The organism is Litchfieldia salsa, assembly GCF_900104555.1.
In the GTDB taxonomy this organism is placed as follows: domain Bacteria; phylum Bacillota; class Bacilli; order Bacillales; family Bacillaceae_L; genus Litchfieldia; species Litchfieldia salsa.
Genome location: NZ_FNJU01000004.1, coordinates 349,787 through 375,908 on the forward strand (window position 1 = coordinate 349,787; position 26,122 = coordinate 375,908).

At 34.5% G+C, this 26,122-nt stretch carries 23 protein-coding genes and 1 rRNA gene; 10 read left to right on the top strand and 14 right to left on the bottom strand.

Annotated features, from left to right (window positions below; translation table 11 throughout):
• Nucleotides 1-267: 267 nt before the first annotated feature.
• The 3 genes from BLQ56_RS11310 to BLQ56_RS11320 are packed head-to-tail and all read right to left on the bottom strand — an operon-like array spanning nt 268 to nt 2,445.
• Nucleotides 268-468, bottom strand: coding sequence for a DUF951 domain-containing protein (locus BLQ56_RS11310; RefSeq protein ID WP_090853885.1), 201 nt, complete (start codon nt 466-468; stop codon nt 268-270).
• Nucleotides 469-480: 12 nt separating this feature from the next.
• Nucleotides 481-1,377 (bottom strand): mechanosensitive ion channel family protein, encoded by an 897-nt coding sequence (locus BLQ56_RS11315; protein WP_238457249.1) that lies wholly within the window; start codon nt 1,375-1,377, stop codon nt 481-483.
• A 48-nt stretch (nt 1,378-1,425) separates the two neighbouring features.
• A complete protein-coding gene (locus BLQ56_RS11320; RefSeq protein ID WP_090853888.1) occupies nt 1,426-2,445 on the bottom strand; it encodes a YkvI family membrane protein in 1,020 nt (339 codons plus the stop codon).
• Between the two features lie 138 nt (nt 2,446-2,583).
• Between BLQ56_RS11320 and yyaC the strand changes: the two genes are divergently transcribed.
• Nucleotides 2,584-3,216, top strand: a complete 633-nt coding sequence (gene yyaC, locus BLQ56_RS11325; protein WP_090853891.1) for a spore protease YyaC — start codon at nt 2,584-2,586, stop codon at nt 3,214-3,216.
• Between the two features lie 151 nt (nt 3,217-3,367).
• Here the strand turns inward: yyaC and BLQ56_RS11330 are convergent, their stop codons facing one another.
• From BLQ56_RS11330 to rpmH, 11 genes are all read right to left on the bottom strand, one after another.
• Nucleotides 3,368-4,102 (bottom strand): DUF554 domain-containing protein, encoded by a 735-nt coding sequence (locus BLQ56_RS11330; RefSeq protein WP_090853894.1) that lies wholly within the window; start codon nt 4,100-4,102, stop codon nt 3,368-3,370.
• Nucleotides 4,103-4,130: 28 nt separating this feature from the next.
• On the bottom strand, nt 4,131-4,982 hold the full coding sequence (locus BLQ56_RS11335; RefSeq protein ID WP_090853897.1) for a ParB/RepB/Spo0J family partition protein: 852 nt from the start codon (nt 4,980-4,982) through the stop codon (nt 4,131-4,133).
• Nucleotides 4,975-5,736 carry a ParA family protein gene (locus BLQ56_RS11340; protein ID WP_090853900.1) on the bottom strand — a complete coding sequence of 254 codons (762 nt, stop codon included), beginning with the start codon at nt 5,734-5,736 and terminating at the stop codon, nt 4,975-4,977. Before BLQ56_RS11340 ends, BLQ56_RS11335 begins: the two co-directional genes overlap by 8 nt.
• Before the next feature lie 428 nt (nt 5,737-6,164).
• A complete protein-coding gene (gene noc, locus BLQ56_RS11345) occupies nt 6,165-7,058 on the bottom strand; it encodes a nucleoid occlusion protein (RefSeq protein WP_090853903.1) in 894 nt (297 codons plus the stop codon).
• Nucleotides 7,059-7,298: 240 nt separating this feature from the next.
• Nucleotides 7,299-8,015 (bottom strand): 16S rRNA (guanine(527)-N(7))-methyltransferase RsmG, encoded by a 717-nt coding sequence (gene rsmG / locus BLQ56_RS11350; protein ID WP_090854006.1) that lies wholly within the window; start codon nt 8,013-8,015, stop codon nt 7,299-7,301.
• Between the two features lie 21 nt (nt 8,016-8,036).
• The gene (mnmG, locus tag BLQ56_RS11355; protein WP_090853905.1) at nt 8,037-9,926 is read right to left on the bottom strand and encodes a tRNA uridine-5-carboxymethylaminomethyl(34) synthesis enzyme MnmG; all 1,890 of its coding nucleotides are present in this window, start codon (nt 9,924-9,926) and stop codon (nt 8,037-8,039) included.
• 60 nt (nt 9,927-9,986) lie between these two features.
• Nucleotides 9,987-11,372, bottom strand: a complete 1,386-nt coding sequence (mnmE, locus tag BLQ56_RS11360) for a tRNA uridine-5-carboxymethylaminomethyl(34) synthesis GTPase MnmE (protein WP_090853908.1) — start codon at nt 11,370-11,372, stop codon at nt 9,987-9,989.
• Nucleotides 11,373-11,999: 627 nt separating this feature from the next.
• Nucleotides 12,000-12,617 carry an RNA-binding cell elongation regulator Jag/EloR gene (gene jag / locus BLQ56_RS11365; protein ID WP_090853910.1) on the bottom strand — a complete coding sequence of 206 codons (618 nt, stop codon included), beginning with the start codon at nt 12,615-12,617 and terminating at the stop codon, nt 12,000-12,002.
• Complete coding sequence (gene spoIIIJ / locus BLQ56_RS11370; protein ID WP_090853912.1) at nt 12,614-13,390, bottom strand: YidC family membrane integrase SpoIIIJ; 777 nt, start codon at nt 13,388-13,390, stop codon at nt 12,614-12,616. The genes jag and spoIIIJ overlap by 4 nt, the downstream gene beginning before the upstream one ends.
• Before the next feature lie 191 nt (nt 13,391-13,581).
• Nucleotides 13,582-13,929: a ribonuclease P protein component gene (gene rnpA / locus BLQ56_RS11375; protein ID WP_090853915.1), complete on the bottom strand. Its 348-nt coding sequence runs from the start codon at nt 13,927-13,929 to the stop codon at nt 13,582-13,584.
• Between the two features lie 161 nt (nt 13,930-14,090).
• Nucleotides 14,091-14,225 (bottom strand): 50S ribosomal protein L34, encoded by a 135-nt coding sequence (gene rpmH / locus BLQ56_RS11380; protein WP_090853918.1) that lies wholly within the window; start codon nt 14,223-14,225, stop codon nt 14,091-14,093.
• 881 nt (nt 14,226-15,106) lie between these two features.
• On the opposite strand from rpmH, the gene dnaA reads away from it, so the two are divergent.
• The 9 genes from dnaA to BLQ56_RS11425 form a co-directional block, all read left to right on the top strand.
• Nucleotides 15,107-16,453, top strand: coding sequence for a chromosomal replication initiator protein DnaA (dnaA, locus tag BLQ56_RS11385; RefSeq protein WP_090853921.1), 1,347 nt, complete (start codon nt 15,107-15,109; stop codon nt 16,451-16,453).
• Nucleotides 16,454-16,742: 289 nt separating this feature from the next.
• Complete coding sequence (gene dnaN / locus BLQ56_RS11390) at nt 16,743-17,879, top strand: DNA polymerase III subunit beta (RefSeq protein ID WP_090853924.1); 1,137 nt, start codon at nt 16,743-16,745, stop codon at nt 17,877-17,879.
• Between the two features lie 92 nt (nt 17,880-17,971).
• Complete coding sequence (gene yaaA / locus BLQ56_RS11395; RefSeq protein ID WP_090853927.1) at nt 17,972-18,199, top strand: S4 domain-containing protein YaaA; 228 nt, start codon at nt 17,972-17,974, stop codon at nt 18,197-18,199.
• Nucleotides 18,200-18,328: 129 nt separating this feature from the next.
• Entirely contained in the window at nt 18,329-19,447 is a 1,119-nt protein-coding gene (gene recF, locus BLQ56_RS11400) for a DNA replication/repair protein RecF (protein WP_090853930.1), read from the top strand.
• Nucleotides 19,448-19,458: 11 nt separating this feature from the next.
• A complete protein-coding gene (gene remB, locus BLQ56_RS11405) occupies nt 19,459-19,728 on the top strand; it encodes an extracellular matrix regulator RemB (RefSeq protein WP_090853933.1) in 270 nt (89 codons plus the stop codon).
• 56 nt (nt 19,729-19,784) lie between these two features.
• The gene (gene gyrB / locus BLQ56_RS11410; RefSeq protein WP_090854009.1) at nt 19,785-21,707 is read left to right on the top strand and encodes a DNA topoisomerase (ATP-hydrolyzing) subunit B; all 1,923 of its coding nucleotides are present in this window, start codon (nt 19,785-19,787) and stop codon (nt 21,705-21,707) included.
• A 102-nt stretch (nt 21,708-21,809) separates the two neighbouring features.
• Nucleotides 21,810-24,347: a DNA gyrase subunit A gene (gene gyrA / locus BLQ56_RS11415; RefSeq protein WP_090853936.1), complete on the top strand. Its 2,538-nt coding sequence runs from the start codon at nt 21,810-21,812 to the stop codon at nt 24,345-24,347.
• Between the two features lie 214 nt (nt 24,348-24,561).
• Nucleotides 24,562-25,635 carry an HD-GYP domain-containing protein gene (locus BLQ56_RS11420; protein ID WP_090853939.1) on the top strand — a complete coding sequence of 358 codons (1,074 nt, stop codon included), beginning with the start codon at nt 24,562-24,564 and terminating at the stop codon, nt 25,633-25,635.
• 267 nt (nt 25,636-25,902) lie between these two features.
• Nucleotides 25,903-26,122, top strand: a 16S ribosomal RNA gene (locus BLQ56_RS11425); the annotation flags it as partial.

The window sequence follows — 26,122 nt, forward strand, 5'->3', positions numbered from 1 at the left end:
CAGGAGTCTAGGTGTATTCAGCCTGCTAGTTACTAGCATTTCAAATGTATGTCTAAAACATCAATCTTTGAAAAAACAGCCAATTTTTATACCTATTAAACATAGTACTTTATTTTTTTAGCAAATAGCCACAGCTTAATATTATCCTGTTTTTAGTTATTTACATGTAGCATACAGCTTCATTATCGATTCTGCAATTATTTGAATACCCTAAACAAAGTATTCTCCCCTGGTAAATAATCCAAATAAAAAAACATGAGGTGTGATTTATTCACCCTCATGCTTAACTAGTATCTTTTTCATCTTCCTCGCAAACTCTTTCCTTGGTATCATCACACTATGTGAACAGCCCTCACATCTAATTCTAATATCCATTCCCATTCTAATAATTTTCCATTTATTATGGCCACAAGGATGGGCTTTTTTCATTTCGACCACATCATTAAGTTGAAATTCTTTATCCAACATTACATCACCCTCCTACACACTTCCTGCACTTTTCTTATTGTCATTCTCCTCTGTACGACTGTACATGACTAATCGAGGGAATGGAATTTCAATGCCGTGTTCATCTAAACGACTTTTTATTTCTTTTCTTAGCATTCTTGCAATATGAAAGTGACGCATAGGTAGAACCTCACTAATGACTCTTAATACAACTTCTGATGCTCCTAAGCTTTGAACACCTAACAGTTCTGGAGGAGTGATCATATCTTCATATTTATTAGGAAGCTCCAACAATAGTTCCTCTAGTACTTGTTCTGCCCTAACAATATCACCTTCATATGCAATACTAACATCAACAATTGCAACACTGTTATGAACAGAAAAATTCGTAACTTCAATAATACTACCATTGGGTAAGATATTTAATTCCCCTGTAAAGCTTTTAATCTTTGTGGTTCTTAAACCGATTTCTTCTACTACCCCTTCAAAAGTACCAATACGAACATAATCCCCAACTGAAAACTGATCCTCGAAGATAATGAAAAAGCCTGTTATAACATCACGAACAAGGTTCTGTGCACCAAAACCAACGGCAAGTCCTAAAATTCCAGCCCCTGCAAGTAGCGCTCTGATTTCAATATCAATCGTCTCAAGAATCATAATAATAACAATAAAATATACAACATATGTTACCACATTCTCCAACAACTTAATTAAGGTCGCTTCTCTTCGTTCAGTCATTTGCAAAGGACCTCTTGTCCTTACCTTAAAAATGTTTCTAATGGCCATTTTGGCAACTCTCACAATGATTGCTGACACAAAGATAATCGTAATAATCTTAACAAGACCCATACCAAACGAAATCCATAAATCCTCATTATAAAAGTGAGGCTTTATCTTTTCATCAAACTGTTCTATTAACCATTCCAAAAGAATCTACCTCTCTACTTTCATTCTTAATACTATATTACCAATTTTTTAATTAATTTTGTAGCGATTCATGATCGGATATAACAATATTGAAGAAAGTAAGTATAAGTTTGCTATTCCATATATGGGATATAAAACCGAAACAAGTGTTGCAAAACCAAAAGTTGTGAATGGAATCATCACTACAAGAGCAATAATTGCTAATGTCCATAAAGGAAGCTTCAATATTTCCCTAAAACGGGTAGTTATACCGAACACTCCCGATGCAGCAGTTGTAAAAATAGCGGCAAAAAGGAGAAATGACATAAAGACCAACATAGGATATGGATAATACTTTAATATGGCAAATAATGGTATCTCATACAACATGATCTCTTCTGCTACTTTTATTAAGGACTCGTTATAGATGAACGAAATAACGCCTAGCACTAAACCACTACCAACACTTGCAATCCAAGCCTCACCTATGTGTTTCATTTCTTTACCTATTGCAGAAATTACTGCTATCAATGGTAGAATATTAAGTGCAGTAAATGTAAAGGCTGCAGGCCAATTATTCTGAGCATGCCAATCAAATATAAAATGTTCTTCACTAGAATTAATAAATAATAATAGTGTAGTAATTAATCCTATGACTAATATTGGAATAATAAATGCGTTCATCGTTATCATTCCTCTAACACCCCAAATAAATAAGAGAACAAGCATTGCACAAAAAATCAAAATTCCCACCCAATAAGGAACTTGAAAAGTTTCTAGAGTTGCCCCACCACCGGCAAGCATTACAATCGTTGTCGTAAATAAGTAGATTACAATTAATACATCATAAACAGAAGCTAACTTTTTCCCAATAATCTTTTGTAGTACAGGAATAAAGTGTTCAGATTGTTCATTATAGCTTACTTTCATAATAACAAAACAACATATTGAAAATATAATCGTAAATAATAGAATGGCAACCCCACTCTGATCTCCAAAAAACTGCCATAGCTCTCTTCCAGATGCATACCCTGCACCGATGGTTGTTCCCATAATTAAAAACATCCATTTAACTCCTGAATTCCACACAAGCTTCCCTCCAATGATGTTTGATTTCTAAACTCATCCAACTGTAACGAAAATGAACCCAAATATTTCCCCCAACTTATGTATAGAAACTGTTATTCTTCCGTATACTGTTACTACTATTAAAAAGGGGTGAAACCTATGAATCTAAAACAAAACCTTCTTGATACTATACAAGGTGAGAATAATACCCGTATTTCATATGAATCTGAAGAAGCAGATAAAGAGATCGCACGTAAAGTTTCCTCAATGCTCCCTTCTAATAACCAGCCTGTAATTATTATCTGTATTGGTACGGATCGTTCGACTGGAGATTCTCTCGGCCCACTTATAGGGACAAAATTATCTGAAAAAAGGTTGTCTCAATTTCATGTATATGGCACTTTGGATGATCCTATACATGCTGTTAATCTAGAAGATAAAATGAATTTGATTAAACAAACCTATCGGGACCCTTTTATCATTGGAATAGATGCTTGTTTAGGAAGATTAAAAAGTGTTGGAATCATTTCAATTGCTGATGGACCAGTCAAACCTGGTGCTGGGGTAAATAAATCATTAACGCCAGTAGGAAACATGCATATAACGGGGATAGTAAATGTTAGTGGATTTATGGAGTTCTTCGTCCTTCAAAATACCCGTCTTAGTCTTGTAATGAAAATGGCAGATGTTATAGTTGATAGTCTTTTATATGCTGATCTTCTCCGTTCTCGAAAACAAGATCTACTTCAATCAGAAAGACAGAAGATATTACAACCTAAAAAAACAATTTAAATACAAAAAACTCTCCCAATCTAGGCATATTTCTAAATATCTAGTTACTGATTAGCCTATAACCCGCTAGATATTTAGAATCTGAATGCCCAAGATAATGGGAAAGTTTATTTTAGAGTATTATATAAATATAAGCTAGGGTCACTACACATTACCTTATTGCTTGAACAAAGTGAATCATATCTGCCCAAAAGTAAATAATGACTACTAAAAGAGCTGTTACCAATATACTTGGTAGAAAGTTTGCTACTTTTATCTTTGTTAGACCTAGTAAGTTTAACCCAATAGCTAGAATCATAATACCGCCAGTTGCAGTCATTTCGACAATAAACGAGTCCATTAAAACCTGTGGGACCCATTTTTCAATCTGTGTAGCAAAAAGTGCAATTGAACCTTGATACAGCATGACCGGAATTGCGGAAAAAATGACACCAATTCCGAGTGTTGTAGCTAATATTAAGCTAGTAAATCCATCAATTATTGACTTAGTATAAAGTACTCCATGATCTTGTCGTAAACCACTATCTAAAGCACCTATAATGGCCATTGCACCTATCACAAAAATCAATGTGCCTGTTACAAATCCTTTTGCAACAGTACCTTCACTATTTTTACCGACTTTTTCTTCTATCCAGTTACCTAAGTTATTTAATCGATCATCTAAAGCTAAATACTCTCCAATAATTGCTCCAAATACTAAACTAAAGATGACGATTAAAAATTGCTCGCTCTTCAATCCCATTTGTATCCCTAATATAATCACTGCAAGACTAATTCCCTGCATGACTGTATGTTTGATCCCTTCAGGAATTCGATTAAGCAACTTCCCTAAGACGCTTCCTAGGATTATACAAATCCCATTTACGATTGTTCCAAGTAATACCACTTTCATTTCTCCTAACAACTAACTACGACTAAATTTCTGGAGAATCTAGCATTTCTAGAATTCGGTCTAAGTCTTCTTTAGAAAAGAATTCAATTTCTATCTTTCCTTTTTTCTTATTTTGCTTAATTGAAACAGATGTCCCAAACCTCTCTCTTAGGAAATTCTCTCTTTCACTTATAAAAACATCCTTTTTAGGTTTTGGTTTCATTGTTTCACGTGGAACATTCTGATTAAGTTGACTAATCAAATCCTCTAACTGACGTACGTTTAATTGCTCTTTAATTACCTTTTCTATTAAAAGGTTAAGCTTTTCCTTCTTTTTTAAACCTAAAAGTGTTCTCCCATGTCCCATAGAGAGTTTTCCATCTGATATTAACTGTTGAACTTCCTTTGGCAAGGTTAACAAACGAAGATGATTAGCAATATGAGGTCTACTTTTACCTAATCGTTGGGCAAGTTGCTCCTGAGTTAACTTTAAATGATCGATTAATGATTGGTAAGCAAATGCTTCTTCAATCGGGTTGAGATCTTCTCTTTGTAAGTTCTCTAATAGTGCTAATTCCATCATTTGCTGTTCTGTTAACTCTCGCACCACGGCAGGAATTGATGAAAAATTGGCTGCTTTTGCTGCTCTAAATCTTCTTTCCCCCACAACAATCTCAAACCCTTTAATACTTTTTCTTAAAATAATAGGTTGGAGTACTCCGTGAGCAAGTATTGATTCTTTAAGTTCTTCAATTGCTTCCGGTTCAAATGTCTTTCTAGGTTGGTAAGGATTAGGACGTATTTCACCGAGTTTTATCTCTTGAACAACTTCTTCTCTACCAACTTCCATATTGGTAAATAGAGCATTAATCCCTTTTCCTAAACCTTTAGCCATGTCCTTCCACTTCCTTCGCAAGATCTAAATACACTTCTGCTCCTCTTGATTTCGGATCATAAATAATGATTGGTTCCCCATGACTTGGAGCTTCACTTAAGCGAATATTTCTTGGAATAATTGTGTTATATACTTTATCCTGGAAATACTTTTTAACTTCATCGATCACTTGTATTCCGAGATTCGTTCTTGCATCTAGCATGGTTAAAAGTACGCCTTCAATCATTAGTTCTGTATTAAGATGTTTTTGTACTAATCTTACAGTATTTAACAGCTGACTAAGTCCTTCTAACGCATAATACTCACATTGTACAGGAATTAATACTGCATCAGATGCGGTTAAAGCATTAATTGTTAATAACCCTAATGAAGGTGGACAATCTATTATAATATAATCATAATTGTCCTTTAATGCCTCTAATGCTCTTTTTAAGCGGACTTCACGAGAAATCGTTGGTACAAGCTCAATTTCAGCACCTGCTAACTGGATTGTTGCAGGAATAATTGCTAGATTTTCTACAGCTGTTGGTTTGACAACGAGTCTTGCCTCGACATCATCTACTAATACATCATATATACACTGTTCCACTTCAGCTTTCTCAATCCCAGTTCCACTTGTCGCATTCCCCTGAGGATCAATATCTACTAACAATACCTTTTTACCAATATACGCTAAACACGCACTTAAATTTACAGATGTAGTTGTTTTACCAACGCCACCTTTTTGGTTTGCAATCGCGATGATTTTACCCACGATGTCACCTACCTTCAATATTAACTAGTATATTCATTGCTTTTTATCATGAGATGTTATAAAAAGATTCATTTTGATGAGATTAAAGATTAATAGAGCATTAGATTTTAAAAATCTAACTTATACAATTAAAACTCACTTTCACTATTTTATCACGAAATATGATTGTGATAATCATTTTTTAATAAAATAACATTAAAAAGTATTTTTAAGCTGTTACTTTTAGCTGAGTTAAATAATTAGGGCTATATTTTCAGATAGTTTTCTGCTTTTAAAGCTGCAAACCAAACATGGAAAAAGGGAATGTTTCACGTGAAACAAAAAAGACTGCCCATCATTTGCCCCCTCCTCTATCATCTAGTTATTTGAAATAGACCTACTAGATGTTATCATAGATGTTGGCAAAGTTAGACAGCCGTCATTTAGCATTATTTTTTTGGAATCTTTATTGTGAACTGAAAATACTCTTCAAATTCTTCTTCTGCTGAATCAATAGTCACTCCACTATCTGCAACCATTGTTAAGGATTGTCGAATCGTATTCATCGCAATTCTTGTATCTCTACTGAATGCTCTTCTTTGAGCTTTCGGCTTTTGCTTATCTTGTTCTAATAGTCTCACCACGCGATCTTCTGTTTGTTTAACATTTAATTGTCTCTCGATAACTTCCTGTAAAAGTTTAATCTGCTTTTCTGGATGTTTTAAGGGAATTAAAGCTCTAGCATGTCGTTCTGTAATAGCTTTTTGCATAAGAGCTTCTTGAACTTCTGTTGGCAACTTTAATAACCTTAACTTATTTGCAATCGTTGACTGTCCCTTACCTAATCTTTGGGCTAATGCTTCTTGTGTCAAATTATGGATTTCAAGTAATTTACCATATGCAATTGCTTCTTCGATTGCAGATAACTCTTCGCGTTGTAAATTTTCAATAAGGGCAACAGAAGCAGTTTCAGCATCATTAAAATTTTTAATGATTGCTGGTATTGTCTCCCAGCCAAGAGATTGCACTGCTCGCCAACGTCTTTCACCAGCAATTATTTCATATTCATTTTCATCAAATTGCCTTAAAACAATTGGTTGTATAATTCCATGTGTACGAATCGTTAATGCTAACTCAGTAATTTTATCTTCATTAAATACTGTTCTTGGCTGAAAACGATTAGGAACAATACTTCCAATTGGTATATTCTTTACTTCATCGTTTTTTATAACCTCATCCTCTATCAGATCTAACTCAACCTCTGTCTCTATTTCTAATTGGCTCTGATCTATATGCTCATCTTTTTCACTCAGATTGAATAATCGCGAAAATGGATGTTTCATAAATTACACCACCCCTTAGGATACTCCCTGTTTTTACAAATTCTTATAGAACATATGATAATGGAAGAAAATAGGTATCTATAGTTATTATGATTCTAGAAATGAAACATGATAGAATATCAATGTTTCACGTGGAACATTCTATTTTTAAAAATAGAATATAGCACTTAAATCCTATTATAAGGATACAAGGATAAGGACAGAAATACAATACTATTATTCTTTAGTGAAATGTTATTATTAAGATATAGGTGTGCGGTTAGGTGTACCTGGTTTTCTAGGATATTTCTTTGCTGTTTTATTTACTTTCTTTATGACAACAATGTTACGCTCACTTTCCTCGATTGGGAGTAAGAAATGGTTTACCTTTTCTACTTCTCCCCCAAGCACTTTAATCGCTTTTTGGGCATCATTCATTTCTTCTAGAACAGATGCAGCCTTCATTGCGATAAATGTCCCCTCCACTTTTACTAAGGGTAGACACAGTTCACTTAGTACTGATAGTCTTGCAACAGCTCTAGCCATAACCAAGTCAAAAGATTCACGAATTTCCTGCTTTTGACCAAATGTTTCTGCTCGATCATGATAAAACGTAACATTCTCCAAGGAAAGTTCGCTTGCCAAGTGATTTAAGAATCCTATTCTTTTTTGAAGAGAATCAACAATTGAAATATGTAAATGTGGAAAACAAATTTTAATTGGTATACTTGGAAATCCAGCACCAGCACCTACATCACAAATTGAATCTACTTTTGTAAAATCATAATAAAACGCTGCTGTTATTGAATCAAAGAAATGCTTTAAATAAACATCCTGCTTTTCCGTAATCGCAGTAAGGTTCATTTTTTCATTCCATTCAACTAACAGTTGGAAATATAGGTCAAACTGCTTAAGTTGATAAGGAGAAAGAGTAATCCCTCTCTCCTCTAATTTCGCTGTAAAAAGTAATGTATCCATAACAATTCCTTTCATACTAGATTATTGATTAGAGATTTTTGCTATTTTCCCTTGTTCGATATATACGAGAAGAATCGATACATCTGCAGGATTTACTCCAGATATTCTTGACGCTTGTGCAACAGATAAGGGACGAACTTCTTTAAGCTTTTGTCTAGCTTCTGATGCTAAACTTGAAATTGCATCATAATCAATATCTTCAGGAATTTTTTTGTTTTCCATTTTCTTTAGCTTATCAACTTGTTGAAGAGATTTTTCAATATAACCTTCATACTTTACTTGTATTTCAACCTGCTCTGCTACATCCGCATCAACGATTTCTTCAGCAGGTATAATCAGACTTATATGTTGATATTGCATTTCTGGTCTCTTTAAAAGGTCAATTCCCTTTATTCCGTCCTTTAGCTCACTTCCACCAACAGACCTAATAATTTCTTGAACGGACTCAGTTGGTTTGATTATAATAGAAGCTAACCGTTTTTTTTCATTTTCAACTGCCTGTTTTTTAATTTGGAATGAACGATATCGTTTTTCATTTATAAGGCCTATTTTATAGCCAGTCTCTGTTAATCTTAGATCTGCATTATCATGACGTAATAATAAACGATACTCAGCTCGTGAAGTTAATAATCGATAAGGCTCATTTGTTCCTTTAGTGACAAGGTCATCAATTAAAACTCCTATATACGCATCTGAACGACTAAGAATAACTTCTTCTTGACCTAATGACCTTCTTCCAGCATTAATCCCAGCCATCATCCCTTGTCCTGCAGCTTCCTCATACCCTGACGTTCCATTTATTTGGCCAGCCGTATACAAGTTCGTAATTTTCTTTGTCTCTAGTGTTGGCCACAGTTGTGTTGGAACAATTGCATCATATTCAATGGCATATCCTGCTCTCATCAACTGAACCTTTTCAAGTCCAGGAATAGAAGCTAAGATTTTATGCTGTACATCTTCCGGAAGACTGGTCGATAAACCTTGAACATAGACTTCATGAGTATTTCTTCCTTCAGGCTCTAAAAAGATTTGATGTCGCGGTTTATCATTAAATCGAACAACCTTATCTTCTATAGAAGGACAATATCTAGGGCCTGTCCCTTTAATCATGCCTGAATACATAGGAGAACGATGTAGATTCTGATCAATAATTTGATGTGTTCTCTCACTTGTATAAGTTAGCCAACAAGGCAGTTGGTCTGTAATATATTTCGTGGTTTCAAAAGAAAAAGCTCTAGGTACTTCATCACCAGGTTGAATCTCTGTTTTAGAATAGTCGATTGTTTGACTATGTACACGTGGAGGTGTTCCAGTTTTAAAACGTACTAAATCAAATCCTAGCTCTTCTAAATGCTCTGATAGCCTAACAGAAGGTTGTTGATTATTAGGTCCACTAGAGTATTTCAACTCCCCTAGTATGATTTCTCCTCTTAAAAAAGTACCTGTTGTGATGACCACCGTTTTTGCTTCATATTCAGCACCAGTTTGGGTAATAACACCCTTACAAACACCATCTTCAACAATTAACCGTTCAACCATTCCTTGTAATAGAGTTAGGTTTGATTCATTTTCTAGTGTCTTCTTCATTTCATGCTGGTAGGCAAATTTATCAGCTTGTGCACGAAGCGCACGAACAGCCGGGCCTTTCCCTGTATTTAACATTCGCATTTGGATATGAGTTTTATCGATATTTTTCCCCATTTCCCCACCCAATGCATCTATTTCACGAACAACAATTCCTTTTGCCGGTCCACCAACAGATGGATTACATGGCATAAAAGCAACCATATCTAAATTAATAGTAATCATTAAAGTACGTGCACCCATTCTTGCCGCGGCAAGACCAGCTTCACATCCAGCATGTCCCGCTCCAATAACAATTACATCATATGAGCCAGCTTGATAACTCATATTTAAACCTCCTTATTTCATTCACACTTATAAAAACTAGTTGAATGATCCATAAAATAACTATTTTCCTAAACAAAATTGGGAAAATAATTGATTAATGAGACTTTCATGCATAGAATCACCGATAATTTCTCCAAGTAATTCCCATGATCTCGTTAAATCAATTTGTACCATATCTATTGGTAAATGATTCTCAATACCTTCTAATGCTTCATTAATAGCAAGACTTGCCTGATTCAACAAAGCAATATGTCTAGAATTAGACACATATGTCATATCACCAGCTTCAAGTGCTCCTGAAAAGAAAAGCGAAGAAATAGCTTCTTCAAGCTTATCAATGCCCTCTTCTTGTAGTAAAGAGGTAGTTACAACTGGTTGATTATTTGCAAGTTGTTTTACTTTCTCTATGCTAATGTTTGTAGGTAAGTCTGTCTTATTAACAATAATAATCGTATCCATACCACTAATCGCTTCAAATAATTTTTCATCTTCAACGGTTAACTCTTCATTATTATTTAAGACTAATAAAATTAAGTCTGCACTTTTAAGAACTTCTCTTGATTTCTCTACACCTATTCTTTCTACAATATCCTCAGTCTCACGAATTCCAGCTGTATCGACTAGTTTTAAAGGAACACCACGTACATTTACGTATTCTTCAATTACATCCCTTGTAGTACCAGGGATATCTGTGACAATTGCTTTATTTTCATGAATAAGACTGTTTAACAAAGATGATTTTCCTACGTTAGGTCGTCCAATAATAACAGTTGATAACCCCTCACGTAGTATTTTTCCTTGGCTAGATGTTTGCAAAAGGTTATTAATTTCATTCTTTACATTTTCTACTTTGGGAACTAATAAATGATGTGTCATTTCCTCAACATCATCATATTCAGGATAATCGATATTCACTTCAATATGTGCTAGAGTTTCTAAAAGCTCTTGTCTTAATCCTCTTATTAACTTAGATAAGCGACCTTCCATTTGTCCAAGTGCAACGTTCATTGCACGATCTGTTTTAGCTCGAATAAGATCCATGACCGCTTCGGCTTGAGATAAGTCTATTCTTCCATTTAAAAAGGCCCTCTTTGTGAACTCACCAGGTTCCGCAAGTCTTGCCCCATTCATTAGAACCAATTGAAGAACCCTGTTTACTGAGACTATTCCACCATGGCAATTAATTTCTACCACATCTTCTCTAGTGAACGTATTCGGTCCTCTCATTAATGAAATCATTACTTCCTCAACAGTTTCTTCCGTTTTCGGATCAATAATATGTCCATAATGTATTGTATGAGATGTCATCTCCCATAATCGTTTATTAGATTTCGCTCTAAATAACTTAGCAGCAATCTCTATTGCTTCCTCTCCACTTAAACGAACGATTGCTATTGCACCCTCACCCATTGGCGTTGATATCGCTGTTATTGTATCAAATTCCATTACTTCACCTTCATCTCATTTGTACCTATCTAACTTACTAATGCAGCCTTATTATACCTTGTACTTTTATCACTGCTTTTCCACAAGTAATCCATTTTACCATACCAAAACTGTGAATAACATATTTGTTACTATTATTACCTAATTATCCACACAGATTACATTCACGATCACTTTTCCTTATTATATCAATTTTAACTTATCCACATGTGAATAACAATATTTTTAATCAAACGCCATAATCGCAAAAGCAAATTATTATATATAAAATCAAAACTAGGAGACAAGACCTACAATTCCACCCAGGACGGACAATAAATAAGGCCGTTCTTGTATAGATTGTTGCTCTTAATGTTTTAATACTTTTTTAATTTGGTGAAGTTCGTTGATTGGAACGGAAGGTATGTGACTCCTGCGGGATACGCAGGAAGGATGAGACCCCACAGGGACGAGGAGGCTCATCACCTGCCCCGCGGAAAGCACATACCTGGAGTGCAAATCAACCTAACCTAGTTAAATAGCAAAAAAGTTTTGCGAAAAATGGATTAATTAAAGAAGAATTGAGAAACTATTCCACCTATTAAATGCTAAGTGCAAAAAAAAAAGCCCACTCTATTGAGTCGGCCTTTAATTTGGTGATATAACGATATGACGATTAGGATCTGTACCAGATGAAAAGGTCCTAACCTTTTTATTACTTATTAAAGCTGTATGAATCACCTTACGTTCATAAGCTGGCATTGGTTCTAAAGGAACATCCTTCTTTGTCCGTACAGCTTTGGATGCTAACCTTCCAGCTAGTTGAGTAAGTGTTTCTTCACGTCTTCCTCTATAATTTTCAGCGTCTATCATTACGTTGCTATACTGGGTTGAATATCGATTCATCACAAGTTGGGTTAAGTACTGAAGTGAATTCAATGTTTGACCCCGTTTACCTATGATAATCGCTAATTTTTCACCAGTTAAATTAAATGTTACATTCTTGCCATTTCTTTTAATTTCAATGCTTGCTGATACTCCCATGGAATCAACTATCTTCTGAAGAAAGCTTGCGGTTTCTTCAACTGGATCAATTTTCACTGTTACCTTTACAATAGCAGGTTTTGAACCAAATATTCCGAAGATCCCTTTTTTTCCTTCATCAATGATGATGACATCTGTGCGGTCTTTTGTTGTTTTTAGTTGAGCTAAAGCTGATTCCACTGCTTCATCGACGGTTTGCCCTGTAGCAGTTATTTGTTTCACTTCTTTTTTGCTCCTCCCGCTTTACCAGAAACCTCTTTAAGCTCTGGCCCTTTAATAAAGTAAGTTTGAACAATCATAAATAGATTCCCGACTACCCAATATAAAGAAAGAGCTGCTGGGAATGTAATTGCAAAAACCACAATCATGATCGGCATTAACCATAACATCATAGCCATTTGTGGATTTTGATTTGCATTGCCTGCCATCATCATTTTTTGTTGAATAAAAGTTGTTATACCTGCAATGATAGGAAGTAAATAGAATGGATCCTTCTCACCTAAATCAAACCAAAGGAAATTATGCTCTGCAATCTCTCTCGTTCTCATAATTGCATGATAAAAACCAATTAATATTGGCATTTGAACAAGTAAAGGAAAACATCCAGCTAAAGGATTTACTCCATGTTTTTGAAACAATTCCATTGTTTCTTTTTGTAGTTTTTGCTGCGTTTTTTGATCTTTAGAACTATACTTTTCCTTTAAAGCTGCCATTTCTGGTTGTAATGCTTGCATTGCCTTCGAACTTCTCGTTTGCTTAATCATTAATGGTAGAATTGCTAGTCTAATAATTAAAGTGACGATAATAATTGAAAGTCCATAATTCTCATTAAAAGTTTCTGCAACATATGTAATTAGCCAAGATAAAGGATATACAATATATTGGTTCCAGAACCCTTCACTTTCTTCTGTTATCTCTACATTTATTTCTGTACATCCAGTCATGACCATTAATAAAACTATTAAAGTACCAAATAATAGTATTCGCCTTTTCAAACGTGTTTCCTCCTAATGTAAGTATTGTAAGTAGATTCACTCTGATTTCACTGGATCATTAAATTAATTTCTACTATACATTAGTATATATATTTACTTGTTGACCCCAAAATGAAAACATAACACATCTATTTTATCATATTTATGGAAAAAATTAATAATTCTTTCGTTAAATTAGTGAACTTTTCATCTCATCTTGTTCTTGTTAAAACATTAGCTCTTTTTAAGACATGCTGCAAACTACCTTTGACCTCCTGATAATTCATTTCAGCAACAGGTTTTCGGGCAATAATGACATAGTCTTTCTTTTGGTCAACAGCTTCCTTATGTTCTAAAAAAAATTGTCTTATCAGTCTTTTCACACGATTACGAACGACTGCATTACCAATTTTTTTACTCACAGAAAGACCGATCCGAAAATGTTCAACATCCTGCTTGTCTAAAACATAGACAACAAATTGACGATTCGCAGTTGATTTTCCATGTTGAAATACATCTTGAAATTCTTTATTTTTTTTAATTCGGTAATCCTTCTTCATTAGTAACACTCCAACATTTCTTAACATCTCAGTTCATCTTTTATTATTAGTATGGTCATATCTTTGTTCGATATAAACCTACCTATAAAAGAAAATTAACGATACACATTTCATTTTATTTCCCTTTAAATGAGAAAAAAGACCACTGACATTTCAGTGGTCTATGCTGATAAAACTTTTCTTCCTTTACGACGACGACGAGCTAGAACTTGACGTCCGTTTTTCGTGCTCATGCGCTTACGGAAACCATGTACTTTACTATGTTTACGGTTATTAGGTTGATACGTTCTTTTCATTATATGACACCCCCCTTGGGAATTTACAATCATTCTAAAAGACAGTCTAGATAATTATAGAGAAAATCATACTAAAATGTCAACCTTATTTAGGTGTTATATTATGGATAATGAAAATCTGCTATCTATTACTCCTATAATACTGGTTTATTTATAGAGACTTTTTGTCTGTAAATGTTAATTAAATATTTATTTTAGCTCTTCAAATGGTTTTATGTCAAAACAACAACAAAATTCTCATGAAAATTATCTTCTGTGATCACAGATTAAGTCTTATTAACTTTCCTATAGTATTTCGACAGACACTTAGGTCAAAATTTTGCTGGAACCAAGTATTATTTTTTTAAACTCATAAATAGGTATTAAATACATATACTTTAATAGTTGTACTTCCCCTTTACAAATTTTCTTCAAGAATGAATATCTCCTGATTTTTATCATTCCTACAAACTGTGGACAACTTATTTCGACAAAAATCTCCATCCACATTAGTTATCGACAGCCTTCACACATTATATAGTATTGTGGAAATCTTTTTTCCACAAGGTATAGTAATTGTGGATAACTTATTAAAAACCATTGATTTAAAAGGTAATATTTGATATCATAATTGTGTTTTCACTCTTCATAACTTATTGTCTCACTTTCAGTTATCCACAAAGTGTGGATAACATGTGGACACTTTTAAAAGGTTATCTCAATAACTTTGTCCACAACTTGTGAATTATGTCGAAAAGATGCTTTCCTACTATAATATATATTATGCACATTTTATACCGGATGTATTTTTATTAAATCGTATGCATAGGACGTTTTTTATATTATACAAAACTTAAACACGATGCTTTTTTCAGCTAATCTATCTTAAAGGAGGGATAAATTTGGAGAATATTGCAGACTTATGGTCGAAGGCATTAATAGAAATTGAAAAAAAATTAAGTAAACCTAGTTTTGAAACTTGGCTAAAGTCAACCAAAGCTCACGCTCTTCAAAATGATACATTAATTATTACTGCACCAAATGAATTTGCCCGTGACTGGCTAGAATCTCGGTATTTACACTTAATAGCTGAAACAATATATAACTTAACAGGTGCAGAATTAAGCATAAAATTTATCATTCCTCAAAATCAGTTAGAGGAAGACTTTGAATTTAAAGCACCAGAAAAAAAGATTCAAAAAAGTGATGATCCTATTGAATTGCAGCAAAATATGTTAAATCCTAAATATACGTTTGATACATTTGTAATAGGTTCCGGAAATCGTTTTGCACATGCTGCCTCATTAGCAGTTGCTGAAGCACCCGCAAAAGCCTACAATCCTCTCTTTATATATGGAGGAGTTGGACTAGGTAAAACCCATTTAATGCATGCAATCGGTCATTATGTAATTGATCATAATCCTGGTGCAAAGGTCGTTTATTTATCATCAGAAAAATTTACAAATGAATTTATTAACTCCATTCGTGATAATAAAGCTGTCGATTTTCGTAATAAATACCGAAGTGTCGATGTCTTACTCATAGATGATATTCAATTTCTTGCAGGAAAAGAACAAACACAAGAGGAATTTTTCCACACATTCAATACGCTTCATGAAGAAAGTAAGCAAATTGTCATTTCAAGTGACCGTCCACCAAAAGAAATACCAACCTTGGAGGATCGCTTGCGCTCACGCTTTGAATGGGGATTAATTACAGATATCACTCCTCCAGATTTAGAAACAAGAATTGCAATCCTTAGAAAAAAAGCGAAAGCAGAAGGATTAGATATTCCGAATGAAGTTATGCTATATATAGCGAATCAAATTGATACAAATATTCGTGAACTAGAAGGTGCACTTATACGTGTTGTTGCTTATTCTTCCTTAATTAATAAAGATATTAATGCCGATTTAGCTGCTGAAGCTCTAAAAGATATCATTCCTAGTTCAAAACCAAAAATTATTACGATATTTGAGATTCAGAAAATTGTTGGTCAGCATTACAGTATAAAACTAGAAGATTTCAAAGCAAAAAAGAGAACAAAATCTGTTGCATTCCCACGTCAAATTGCTATGTACCTAGCTCGTGAACTAACTGATTTCTCGCTCCCAAAAATTGGCGAGGAATTTGGAGGTAGAGATCACACCACAGTAATTCATGCACATGAAAAAATTTCAAAGTTACTGCAAACAGATTCACAATTACAAAAGCAACTAAAAGAAATACATTCATTATTAAAGAGTTAACAACGAGAGGTAGTTCCTAAACTCTCCAAATTTACTCTGTAGTGATTAGTATAGAATGAAATTTGAGAATCTATGCTTTTAAGAGTAAACCTGAATAGTGTTGATAACTTAGTCTTTGTTATACACAGTCTGTCCACATGTGGATAGGCTGTGTTTCCTTTAACAAATATCACTTATCCACATATTAACAGGCCCTACTATTACTTCTACTATCTTTTATTCTTTTAAATAACTATATATGCTTAAAAAAATGACCCTTAATTAAGCATTTCAAATAGGAGGATTAATCATGAAATTTATCATACAAAAAGATCATCTTGTACAAAGTGTTCAAGATGTTATGAAGGCAGTCTCATCTAGAACAACTATTCCAATTCTGACAGGGATTAAGATCGTTGCTACTAGAGAAGGCGTAACCTTAACAGGTAGTGATTCTGATATATCAATCGAATCGTTTATTCCAGCAGAAGAAGACGGAAGTGAAATTGTAGAAGTAAAACAATCTGGTAGTATCGTGCTTCAAGCTCGCTTTTTTAGTGAAATTGTAAAAAAACTTCCTAGTGATTCAGTTGAAATTGAAGTTGAAAACCAACTTTCGACAATCATCCGTTCAGGACGAGCAGAATTTAACTTAAATGGACTTGATGCTAATGAATATCCACAATTACCTCAAATTGAAGAAAATAATGTATTTAAAATCTCAACCGATTTATTAAAAAATATGATTAGACAAACCGTTTTCGCTGTTTCCACTTCTGAAACACGTCCCATCTTGACAGGTGTAAACTGGAAGGTTGAAAATAGCGAATTAACCTGTATTGCAACAGATAGTCATCGTTTAGCATTGAGAAAAGCAATGGTAAAAACCGAAATTCAAGATACTTACAATGTTGTTATTCCAGGAAAAAGTCTAAATGAACTAAGCAAAATCCTAGATGATAATACAGAATTAGTAGACATTGTCATTACTGAGAACCAAGTTCTATTTAAAACAAAACACTTATTATTCTACTCTCGTTTACTAGATGGTAATTATCCAGATACATCACGTTTAATACCTAACGAAAGCAAAACAGAAGTAATTGTTTCAACAAAACTGTTTTTACAAGCGATTGATCGTGCATCCCTATTAGCTAAAGAAGGTCGCAATAATGTTGTTAAATTATCAACAATGCCTGATAACATTATTGAGGTTTCTTCAAACTCACCTGAAATTGGTAAAGTTATTGAAGAACTTCAGTCTGAAACGATTGAAGGAGAAGAATTGAAAATTTCTTTTAGCGCAAAATATATGATGGATGCCTTAAAAGCACTTGAAGGAACTGAGATACGTGTTAGTTTCACTGGAGCAATGAGACCATTTTTAATTCGCACTCTACATGATGAGTCGATTTTACAGCTTATCCTCCCAGTAAGAACGTTTTAACATGAAGTAATATTGTTATGTATTGCTACTGGGAAATGAAACCTGGTAGCTTTCTTTTCTATCTTAGTTTTTTTTAGTAAAATATAAGAAAGATGGTGGTTTTTTTGACTAAAGAAATAAAAATTAGCACTGAATATATTACATTAGGACAATTTCTTAAATTAGCCGATGTGATTTCTACAGGTGGTATGGCGAAATGGTTTTTAAGTGAACATCAGATTTTCGTTAATGGAGAATTAGAAAATCGTCGTGGAAAAAAACTAATCAAAGAAGATGTTGTGGAAATACCTGAATTTGGCTCGTTTATTATTAAGTCCTAACCTCTTTCCCAAAAAATAAGGTATTATAGAATATATAAACTTAAGGCAAATCTGCTCATAACGATATGAGTATCTTTGCCTTTCGTCTTGGATCGTCCAAGATCTCAGGAAAAAGTGGGTGAATCCCTTATGTTTATTGAAGACATAAAACTAACAAATTACCGCAATTATTCTAATCTAACCATGAGTTTTGAAAATAAAGTCAATGTCATTCTGGGTGAAAATGCCCAAGGAAAAACAAATGTGATGGAATCAATCTACGTTTTAGCTATGGCAAAATCACATCGTACATCAAATGATAAAGATCTTATTCGTTGGGACGAAGAGTATGGTAAAATAGAAGGTAGGCTTCAAAAGAGAAATGGTCCATTATCTTTACAGTTAGTCATTTCCAAAAAAGGGAAAAAGGCTAAAAGTAACCATCTTGAACAGCCAAGACTGAGTCAATATATAGGTAATATGAATATTGTGATGTTTGCTCCAGAAGATTTAAATCTTGTTAAAGGGAGTCCTGGAATCCGTAGAAGATTTATTGATATGGAAATTGGGCAGGTTTCAGCAATTTATTTATATGATCTCAATCAGTTCAATAAAATTCTTCAGCAAAGAAACCATTATTTAAAGCAACTCCAAACAAAAAAACAGCATGATAAGACAATGCTTGAAGTATATACTTCACAACTAATCGAAGTAGCATCAAAGATTGTCGTAAAAAGATATGAGTTTTTAAAACTATTACAAAATTGGGCAGAACCGATTCATCATGGAATCAGCAGGGGCTTAGAGACGTTAAAAATTCAATATAACCCTTCAATTGATGTATCAGAAGATATAGAATTGTCGAAAATGGTAGAAGTATATGAAGAGAAGTTTGCTAAAATAAGAGAACGAGAAATAGAACGTGGTGTTACCTTGGCAGGTCCACATAGAGATGATCTTTCCTTCTTTGTAAACGGTAGAGATGTTCAAACGTTCGGTTCTCAAGGTCAGCAAAGAACGACCGCTCTCTCATTGAAACTAGCGGAAATTGAATTAATTCAATCTGAAATTGGAGAATACCCTATTTTATTACTTGATGATGTACTTTCGGAATTAGATGATTATCGACAATCACATCTTCTTAATACCATTCAAGGAAAAGTACAAACATTTGTAACAACCACAAGTGTTGAAGGAATTAATCATGAAACATTGAAGCAGGCAGCAACTTATAACGTAACAGAGGGTGAAATGACAAAGCTAAAATGAGGTGATGGTAGATGTTCATTCACATAGGAGAGAATGTGATTATTCAATCAGATGATGTTGTAGCTATTCTTGATCGTCAATTAGTTAAATCCTCCTCCATCGTAAGTGAATTTTTAGAAAAACAAACACAACCTATTGTTGAATTAACAAAGATTGAATACAAATCTGTTGTGGTGACAGTTGATCACATTTATTTTTCCCCATTATCTTCAAGTACGTTAAAAAAACGTGCACAACTAATTTTAGATCTCGAATCAGTTTTAGAAGAAGAAGTTATGTAGTAGCATTAGTTGTTTAATAGCTTTGTCAATAATGAATGTAGGTGATATTAATGGCGTTGGAACAGAAAAATATGAATGAACAAACATACGATGAAAATCAAATCCAAGTACTAGAAGGTTTAGAAGCTGTTAGAAAACGTCCTGGTATGTATATAGGGTCAACGAGTTCAAAAGGACTTCACCATTTAGTATGGGAAATCGTTGATAATAGTATCGATGAAGCTTTAGCGGGATACTGTGATGAAGTAGATGTAGTAATTGAAAAAGATAACAGTATTACTGTATCTGATAATGGACGTGGAATTCCTGTAGGGATCCATGAAAAAATGGGTCGCCCTGCTGTTGAAGTTATTCTAACAGTCCTCCATGCAGGTGGTAAGTTTGATGGTGGTGGTTATAAGGTTTCAGGAGGACTACATGGTGTAGGTGCCTCAGTTGTTAATGCCCTTTCTACCGTTCTTGAAGTTTATGTACATCGTGATGGAAAAATCCATTATCAAAAGTTCGAACGTGGAGTTCCTTCAACTGATTTAAAAGTGGTTGGAGAAACTGATAAAACAGGAACAACCATTCACTTTATTCCAGACAGTCAGATTTTCACAGAAACATTGGAATATGAATTTGATATTCTTGCGAATCGATTACGTGAACTCGCATTTTTAACTCGTGGTGTAAAAATTACAATCGAAGATAAGCGTGAAGAAAATAAACGTAAGGAATACCATTATGAAGGTGGTATTAAATCTTATGTTCAACATTTAAATCGTTCAAGAGAAGTTATTCATGAGGAACCTGTTTTTGTTGAAGGTGAACGCGAAGGTATTACGATTGAAATTGCACTTCAATACAATGATAGCTACACAAGTAATCTCTATTCGTTTGCAAATAACATTCATACACATGAAGGTGGAACCCATGAGTTTGGGTTTAAAACAGCCCTCACAAGAATCATTAATGATTATGCTCGTAAGCATAATATTTTTAAGGAAAATGATTTAAATCTGACTGGTGACGATGTACGTGAAGGTTTAACAGCGATTATTTCCGTTAAACATCCGGATCCACAGTTTGAAGGTCAAACGAAAACGAAGCTTGGTAACAGTGAAGCACGTACAGTAACTGAATCTGTTTTCTCAGAGAAGTTCGAAATGTTCTTATTAGAAAATCCATCTGTGGCCAAAAAGATCGTTGAAAAAGGTGTGATGGCTTCTCGGGCAAGAATGGCTGCTAAAAAAGCACGTGAATTAACTCGTCGTAAAAGTGCTTTGGAAGTATCTAGTTTGCCAGGGAAATTAGCTGATTGCTCATCAAAGGATCCTGCAATTAGTGAAATATATATTGTAGAGGGTGACTCTGCCGGAGGTTCAGCTAAACAAGGTAGAGACCGACATTTCCAAGCGATCTTGCCACTAAGAGGGAAAATCATCAATGTTGAGAAGGCCAGACTAGATAAAATTCTGTCTAACAATGAAATTCGTGCAATGATTACTGCTCTTGGAACGGGGATTGGAGAAGACTTTGATATTTCCAAAGCTAGATATCATAAAGTAGTCATTATGACGGATGCCGATGTTGATGGAGCACATATTCGTACCCTATTGTTAACATTCTTATATCGTTATATGCGTCAAATTATTGAAAATGGATACATTTATATTGCACAGCCTCCTCTCTATAAGATTCAACAAGGTAAGAAGGTTCAATACGCGTATAATGATCGTGAACTTGATACAGTACTAAAAGAATTACCAAGCCAACCTAAACCTGGAATTCAACGATATAAGGGTCTAGGTGAGATGAACCCTGAACAACTTTGGGAAACAACAATGGACCCATCAAATAGAGCGATGCTTCAAGTTAGTCTCCGAGATGCAATAGAAGCAGATGAAACATTTGAAATGTTAATGGGTGATAAAGTTGAACCAAGACGTAATTTCATTGAAGAAAATGCCGTTTATGTAAAAAATCTAGATATATAAAAATAGAACAAAGGGGGATTACTGCCCCCTTTGTTTACATATTTCTAGTCTATCTTTATCTTAATAGAACATATCTTTTACCCTAGTTAGGGAGGTTTTTGAATGTCTGAGACACAAGGTTCTCAAGTAACTGAAATAAATATAAGTCAAGAAATGAAAGCCTCATTTTTAGATTATGCAATGAGTGTTATCGTAGCGAGGGCACTTCCAGATGTAAGGGATGGTCTAAAGCCTGTTCACCGCCGTATTTTGTATGCTATGAATGATTTAGGAATGACATCAGATAAAGCATATAAAAAGTCAGCACGTATTGTTGGTGAAGTTATTGGTAAATACCACCCACATGGCGACTCTGCTGTTTACGATACAATGGTTCGTATGGCTCAAAATTTTAACTATCGCTATATGCTTGTTGATGGTCACGGAAACTTTGGTTCAGTTGATGGTGATGCAGCAGCAGCGATGCGTTATACAGAAGCACGTATGTCAAAAATATCAATGGAATTAATCCGTGATATTAATAAAGACACCATTGATTATCAAGATAACTATGATGGTTCTGAAAGGGAACCAATGGTACTTCCCTCAAGGTTTCCTAATCTACTAGTAAATGGTGCTGCAGGAATTGCTGTAGGTATGGCTACAAATATTCCACCACATCAGTTAGGTGAAGTAATTGATGGAGTACTTGCTGTTAGTAAAAATCCAGATATTACAATTCCAGAACTAATGGAGCTTATTCCAGGTCCTGATTTTCCAACTTCTGGCTTACTTTTAGGGAAAAGTGGGATTCGTAAAGCATACGAAACTGGTAGAGGATCAATTATTTTACGTGCAAAGATTGAAATCGAAGAAAAGAGCAATGGAAAAGAAGTCATCATTGTTCGTGAGCTTCCATATCAAGTAAATAAGGCAAAATTAATAGAGAAGATCGCAGAGCTAGTAAGAGATAAAAAAATAGATGGCATTACTGACTTACGGGATGAATCAGATCGTAAGGGAATGCGTATTGTAATGGAAGTTCGTAAAGATGCAAATGCGAATGTTCTTTTGAATAACCTATACAAACAAACAGCGCTTCAAACAAGCTTTGGAATCAATCTTTTAGCTCTAGTTGATGGACAACCTAAGGTCCTAAATTTAAAGCAATGTCTTTATTACTATCTTGAGCACCAAAAGATAGTTATTAAACGAAGAACTGCTTATGAACTTCGTAAAGCAGAAGCAAGAGCTCATATTTTAGAAGGGTTGCGAATTGCGTTAGACCACCTTGATCAGGTTATTGCGTTAATTCGTGCTTCTCAAACAACTGAAATTGCAAGAGAAGGTTTGATGTCAACATTTGGATTATCTGAAAAACAGGCACAAGCAATCTTAGATATGAGACTTCAAAGATTAACAGGGTTAGAACGTGAAAAGATCGAAGAAGAGTATCAAGGACTTGTTCAATTAATCGCAGAATTAAAGGCGATTTTAGCAGATGAGGAAAAGGTATTAGAGATTATTAGAGAAGAATTACTAGAAATCAAAGAGCGTTTTAATGATGTTCGTCGTACTGAAATTATCGCAGGTGGCTTAGAGATGATTGAAGACGAAGATTTAATACCTCAAGAAAATATTGTAGTAACCCTTACACATAATGGATACATTAAACGTTTACCAGTTTCTACATATCGTAGTCAAAAAAGAGGTGGACGTGGAATTCAAGGAATGGGTACAAATGAGGATGACTTTGTTGAACATCTATTAACAACCTCAACACATGATACGATTCTTTTCTTTACAAATAAAGGAAAAGTATATCGTTCAAAGGGATATGAGATACCTGAATATAGTCGTACAGCTAAAGGAATACCAATTATTAACTTACTCGAGATTGAAAAGGATGAATGGGTAAATGCTATCATTCCTGTATCAGATTTCGTAGATGATTGGTCCTTATTCTTTACAACAAAACAAGGGATTTCAAAATGTTCTCCATTGTCTTCCTTTGCCAATATACGTACAAGTGGTCTAATCGCAGTTGGCTTAAGAGAGAATGATGAGCTTATTTCGGTTAAACTGACTGATGGTACAAAGGATATTATTATTGGGACCAAAAATGGAATGTTAATTAGATTCCCAGAAACAGACGTGCGTTCTATGGGAAGAACTGCTGCTGGTGTAAAGGGGATCACATTAGACGATGATGATGAAGTTGTTAGTATGGAGATCCTTGAAGAAGGTGTAGATGTTTTAATCGTTACCAAGAAAGGTTATGGAAAACGTACACCAGAAAAAGAATACCGTGTTCAAAGCCGTGGTGGAAAAGGTTTAATTACCTCTAAAATAACAGAAAATAATGGTGAGGTTATTGCAGTAAAGGCTGTAACAGCAGCTGAAAATGATTTAATGTTAATCACTGGTGCTGGTGTTCTTATAAGAATGGCAATTGAAGATATTTCACAACTTGGCCGTAATACACAAGGGGTTAAACTTATACGTCTTGGGGAAAATGAATTTGTTGCCACAGTTGCAAAGGTTCAAAAAGAAGAAGAAGAAGAAGAGTTCGATGAAAATGATGAAGAAGAAATCATTAATTCTTCAGAAGCAGTTATAGAAGAAACTGGGTCTGAAGAAACTGATAATGAAAGTGAATAAACTTGAAAGGAACACTTTTGTAGTGTTCCTTTTTTTAAAAGACTCAGTTTTTAGTGTCTAGCTCCAACACCTAGCCCCTCAAGGCCATAGACCTACAGACGGAGCTTGCTGCTTCTTAGTCAGGGTTCTTAAACTTTGTAAGGCAGACCAGCGCTTGCGCTTTTCTTAGTTAATAGTCATGTACCAGGGGACTAATAAAAGGGGAACTATTCAAATGAGAGTAAAAGTAGAGCAATTAATAGAAGGATGTATCCTCACGAAGGATGTGTCCTCTGTGTCATCTAAACCACTATTTCCAACTAAAACTGTTATAACTATTCAAGTTATTGAAGTATTACATGCATTTCTAATACAAGATGTTGAAGTAGATTCGAATCTTATAAATGGTCTTCCGTTTACTCCTAGTGAAGTGATTGATAATAATACAGCTGCTACTAGTGTGGAAAATAGTTCATTCTATGATTTATATATGAGCACAGTTAAAGAATATAAGAAGCTCTTTGCCAATTGGCAGGCAGGAATGTCTGTTGATATGAGTAAGGTTCGTTCGTTAATTGTACCACTTGTTGATAAATCGTTTGAAGAACCCAATCAAATAATGCAACTGCATCGTTGGTCGACTAGAAGTGATTATTTCTATCACCATTCTGTTTCAGTTAGCTTAATTGCAGCACTCTTAGGAAAGAAGCTCCAGTATGAACAAGGCGATTATAATCAGCTTGCCATTGCCGGATTTTTAAGTGATTGTGGAATGGCAAAGATTGACCCAAAGATTGCTTTTAAAACTGGGCCATTAACATCTGCTGAATATAAAGAAATAAAAAACCATCCATTACTAAGTTATAAGATGTTAGAAAAGTTACCTCTGTTAAAGGACAGTGTGAAACTTGCCGTATTTCAACATCATGAAAGAATTGACGGAACTGGTTACATCTTAGGTGTATCAGGTGACAAGCTACACCCCTTTGGAAAAATAGTGGCAATCTCGGATGTCTATCATGCAATGTGTTGTGATAAGGATTACCGAGTAAAGAAGCCACCATTCATAGTACTTGAAGAAATTGCACAAGATTCATTTGGTAAATTTGATGTACAATTAGTGAAACTGTTAATTCAAGAGGCAGCAAAAATCTCAATAGGTACTGAAGTAAAGTTGTCTAACGGACAAGTTGCAAAGGTAATCTTTATAGACGATAAATATCCAACAAGACCTATGGTTGATATTAATGGCTCTTTTCTTCAATTAACGAATAGAAAAGATCTATATATAGAAAGTATTCTTCTCTAAAAACTCATAATAAAAGAATGAGAGTTACACTCATTCTTTTATTATTTAAAAAACATATTGATATATATATTTATTCTTGCTATAATATTTCGAGTCACCACAACTAAGAAAAGTTATTTTAAAAAAGTGTTGACGAAGAAAGTAAATATGTGATATATTAATAAAGTCGCCTCAACGAGACGACATACAAGTTCTTTGAAAACTGAACACAATAAACAAACGTCAACGTTTTAAATTAAGTAACAAACTATTGAGCAATCAATACTCTTTTTGGAGAGTTTGATCCTGGCTCAGGATGAACGCTGGCGGCGTGCCTAATACATGCAAGTCGAGCGGATCTGAGGGAGCTTGCTCCCAAAGATTAGCGGCGGACGGGTGAGTAACACGTGGGCAATCTGCCTGTAAGACTGGGATAACTTCGGGAAACCGGAGCTAATACCGGATAATATAGAGAACCGCATGGTCCTCTATTAAAAGATGGTTTCGG

Bases quoted from the DNA above. Each gene is read 5' to 3' on its own strand.
- rsmG (WP_090854006.1), bottom strand. From the start codon at position 8,015: ATGGATACATTACTTTTTACAGCGAAATTAGAGGAGAGAGGGATTACT.
- BLQ56_RS11420 (WP_090853939.1), top strand. From the start codon at position 24,562: ATGAGAGTAAAAGTAGAGCAATTAATAGAAGGATGTATCCTCACGAAG.
- mnmE (WP_090853908.1), bottom strand. From the start codon at position 11,372: ATGGAATTTGATACAATAACAGCGATATCAACGCCAATGGGTGAGGGT.
- BLQ56_RS11310 (WP_090853885.1), bottom strand. From the start codon at position 468: ATGTTGGATAAAGAATTTCAACTTAATGATGTGGTCGAAATGAAAAAA.
- rnpA (WP_090853915.1), bottom strand. From the start codon at position 13,929: ATGAAGAAGGATTACCGAATTAAAAAAAATAAAGAATTTCAAGATGTA.
- BLQ56_RS11335 (WP_090853897.1), bottom strand. From the start codon at position 4,982: ATGGCTAAAGGTTTAGGAAAAGGGATTAATGCTCTATTTACCAATATG.
- remB (WP_090853933.1), top strand. From the start codon at position 19,459: ATGTTCATTCACATAGGAGAGAATGTGATTATTCAATCAGATGATGTT.
- yaaA (WP_090853927.1), top strand. From the start codon at position 17,972: ATGGTGGTTTTTTTGACTAAAGAAATAAAAATTAGCACTGAATATATT.
- yyaC (WP_090853891.1), top strand. From the start codon at position 2,584: ATGAATCTAAAACAAAACCTTCTTGATACTATACAAGGTGAGAATAAT.
- mnmG (WP_090853905.1), bottom strand. From the start codon at position 9,926: ATGAGTTATCAAGCTGGCTCATATGATGTAATTGTTATTGGAGCGGGA.
- dnaN (WP_090853924.1), top strand. From the start codon at position 16,743: ATGAAATTTATCATACAAAAAGATCATCTTGTACAAAGTGTTCAAGAT.
- rpmH (WP_090853918.1), bottom strand. From the start codon at position 14,225: ATGAAAAGAACGTATCAACCTAATAACCGTAAACATAGTAAAGTACAT.
- gyrA (WP_090853936.1), top strand. From the start codon at position 21,810: ATGTCTGAGACACAAGGTTCTCAAGTAACTGAAATAAATATAAGTCAA.
- recF (WP_090853930.1), top strand. From the start codon at position 18,329: ATGTTTATTGAAGACATAAAACTAACAAATTACCGCAATTATTCTAAT.
- noc (WP_090853903.1), bottom strand. From the start codon at position 7,058: ATGAAACATCCATTTTCGCGATTATTCAATCTGAGTGAAAAAGATGAG.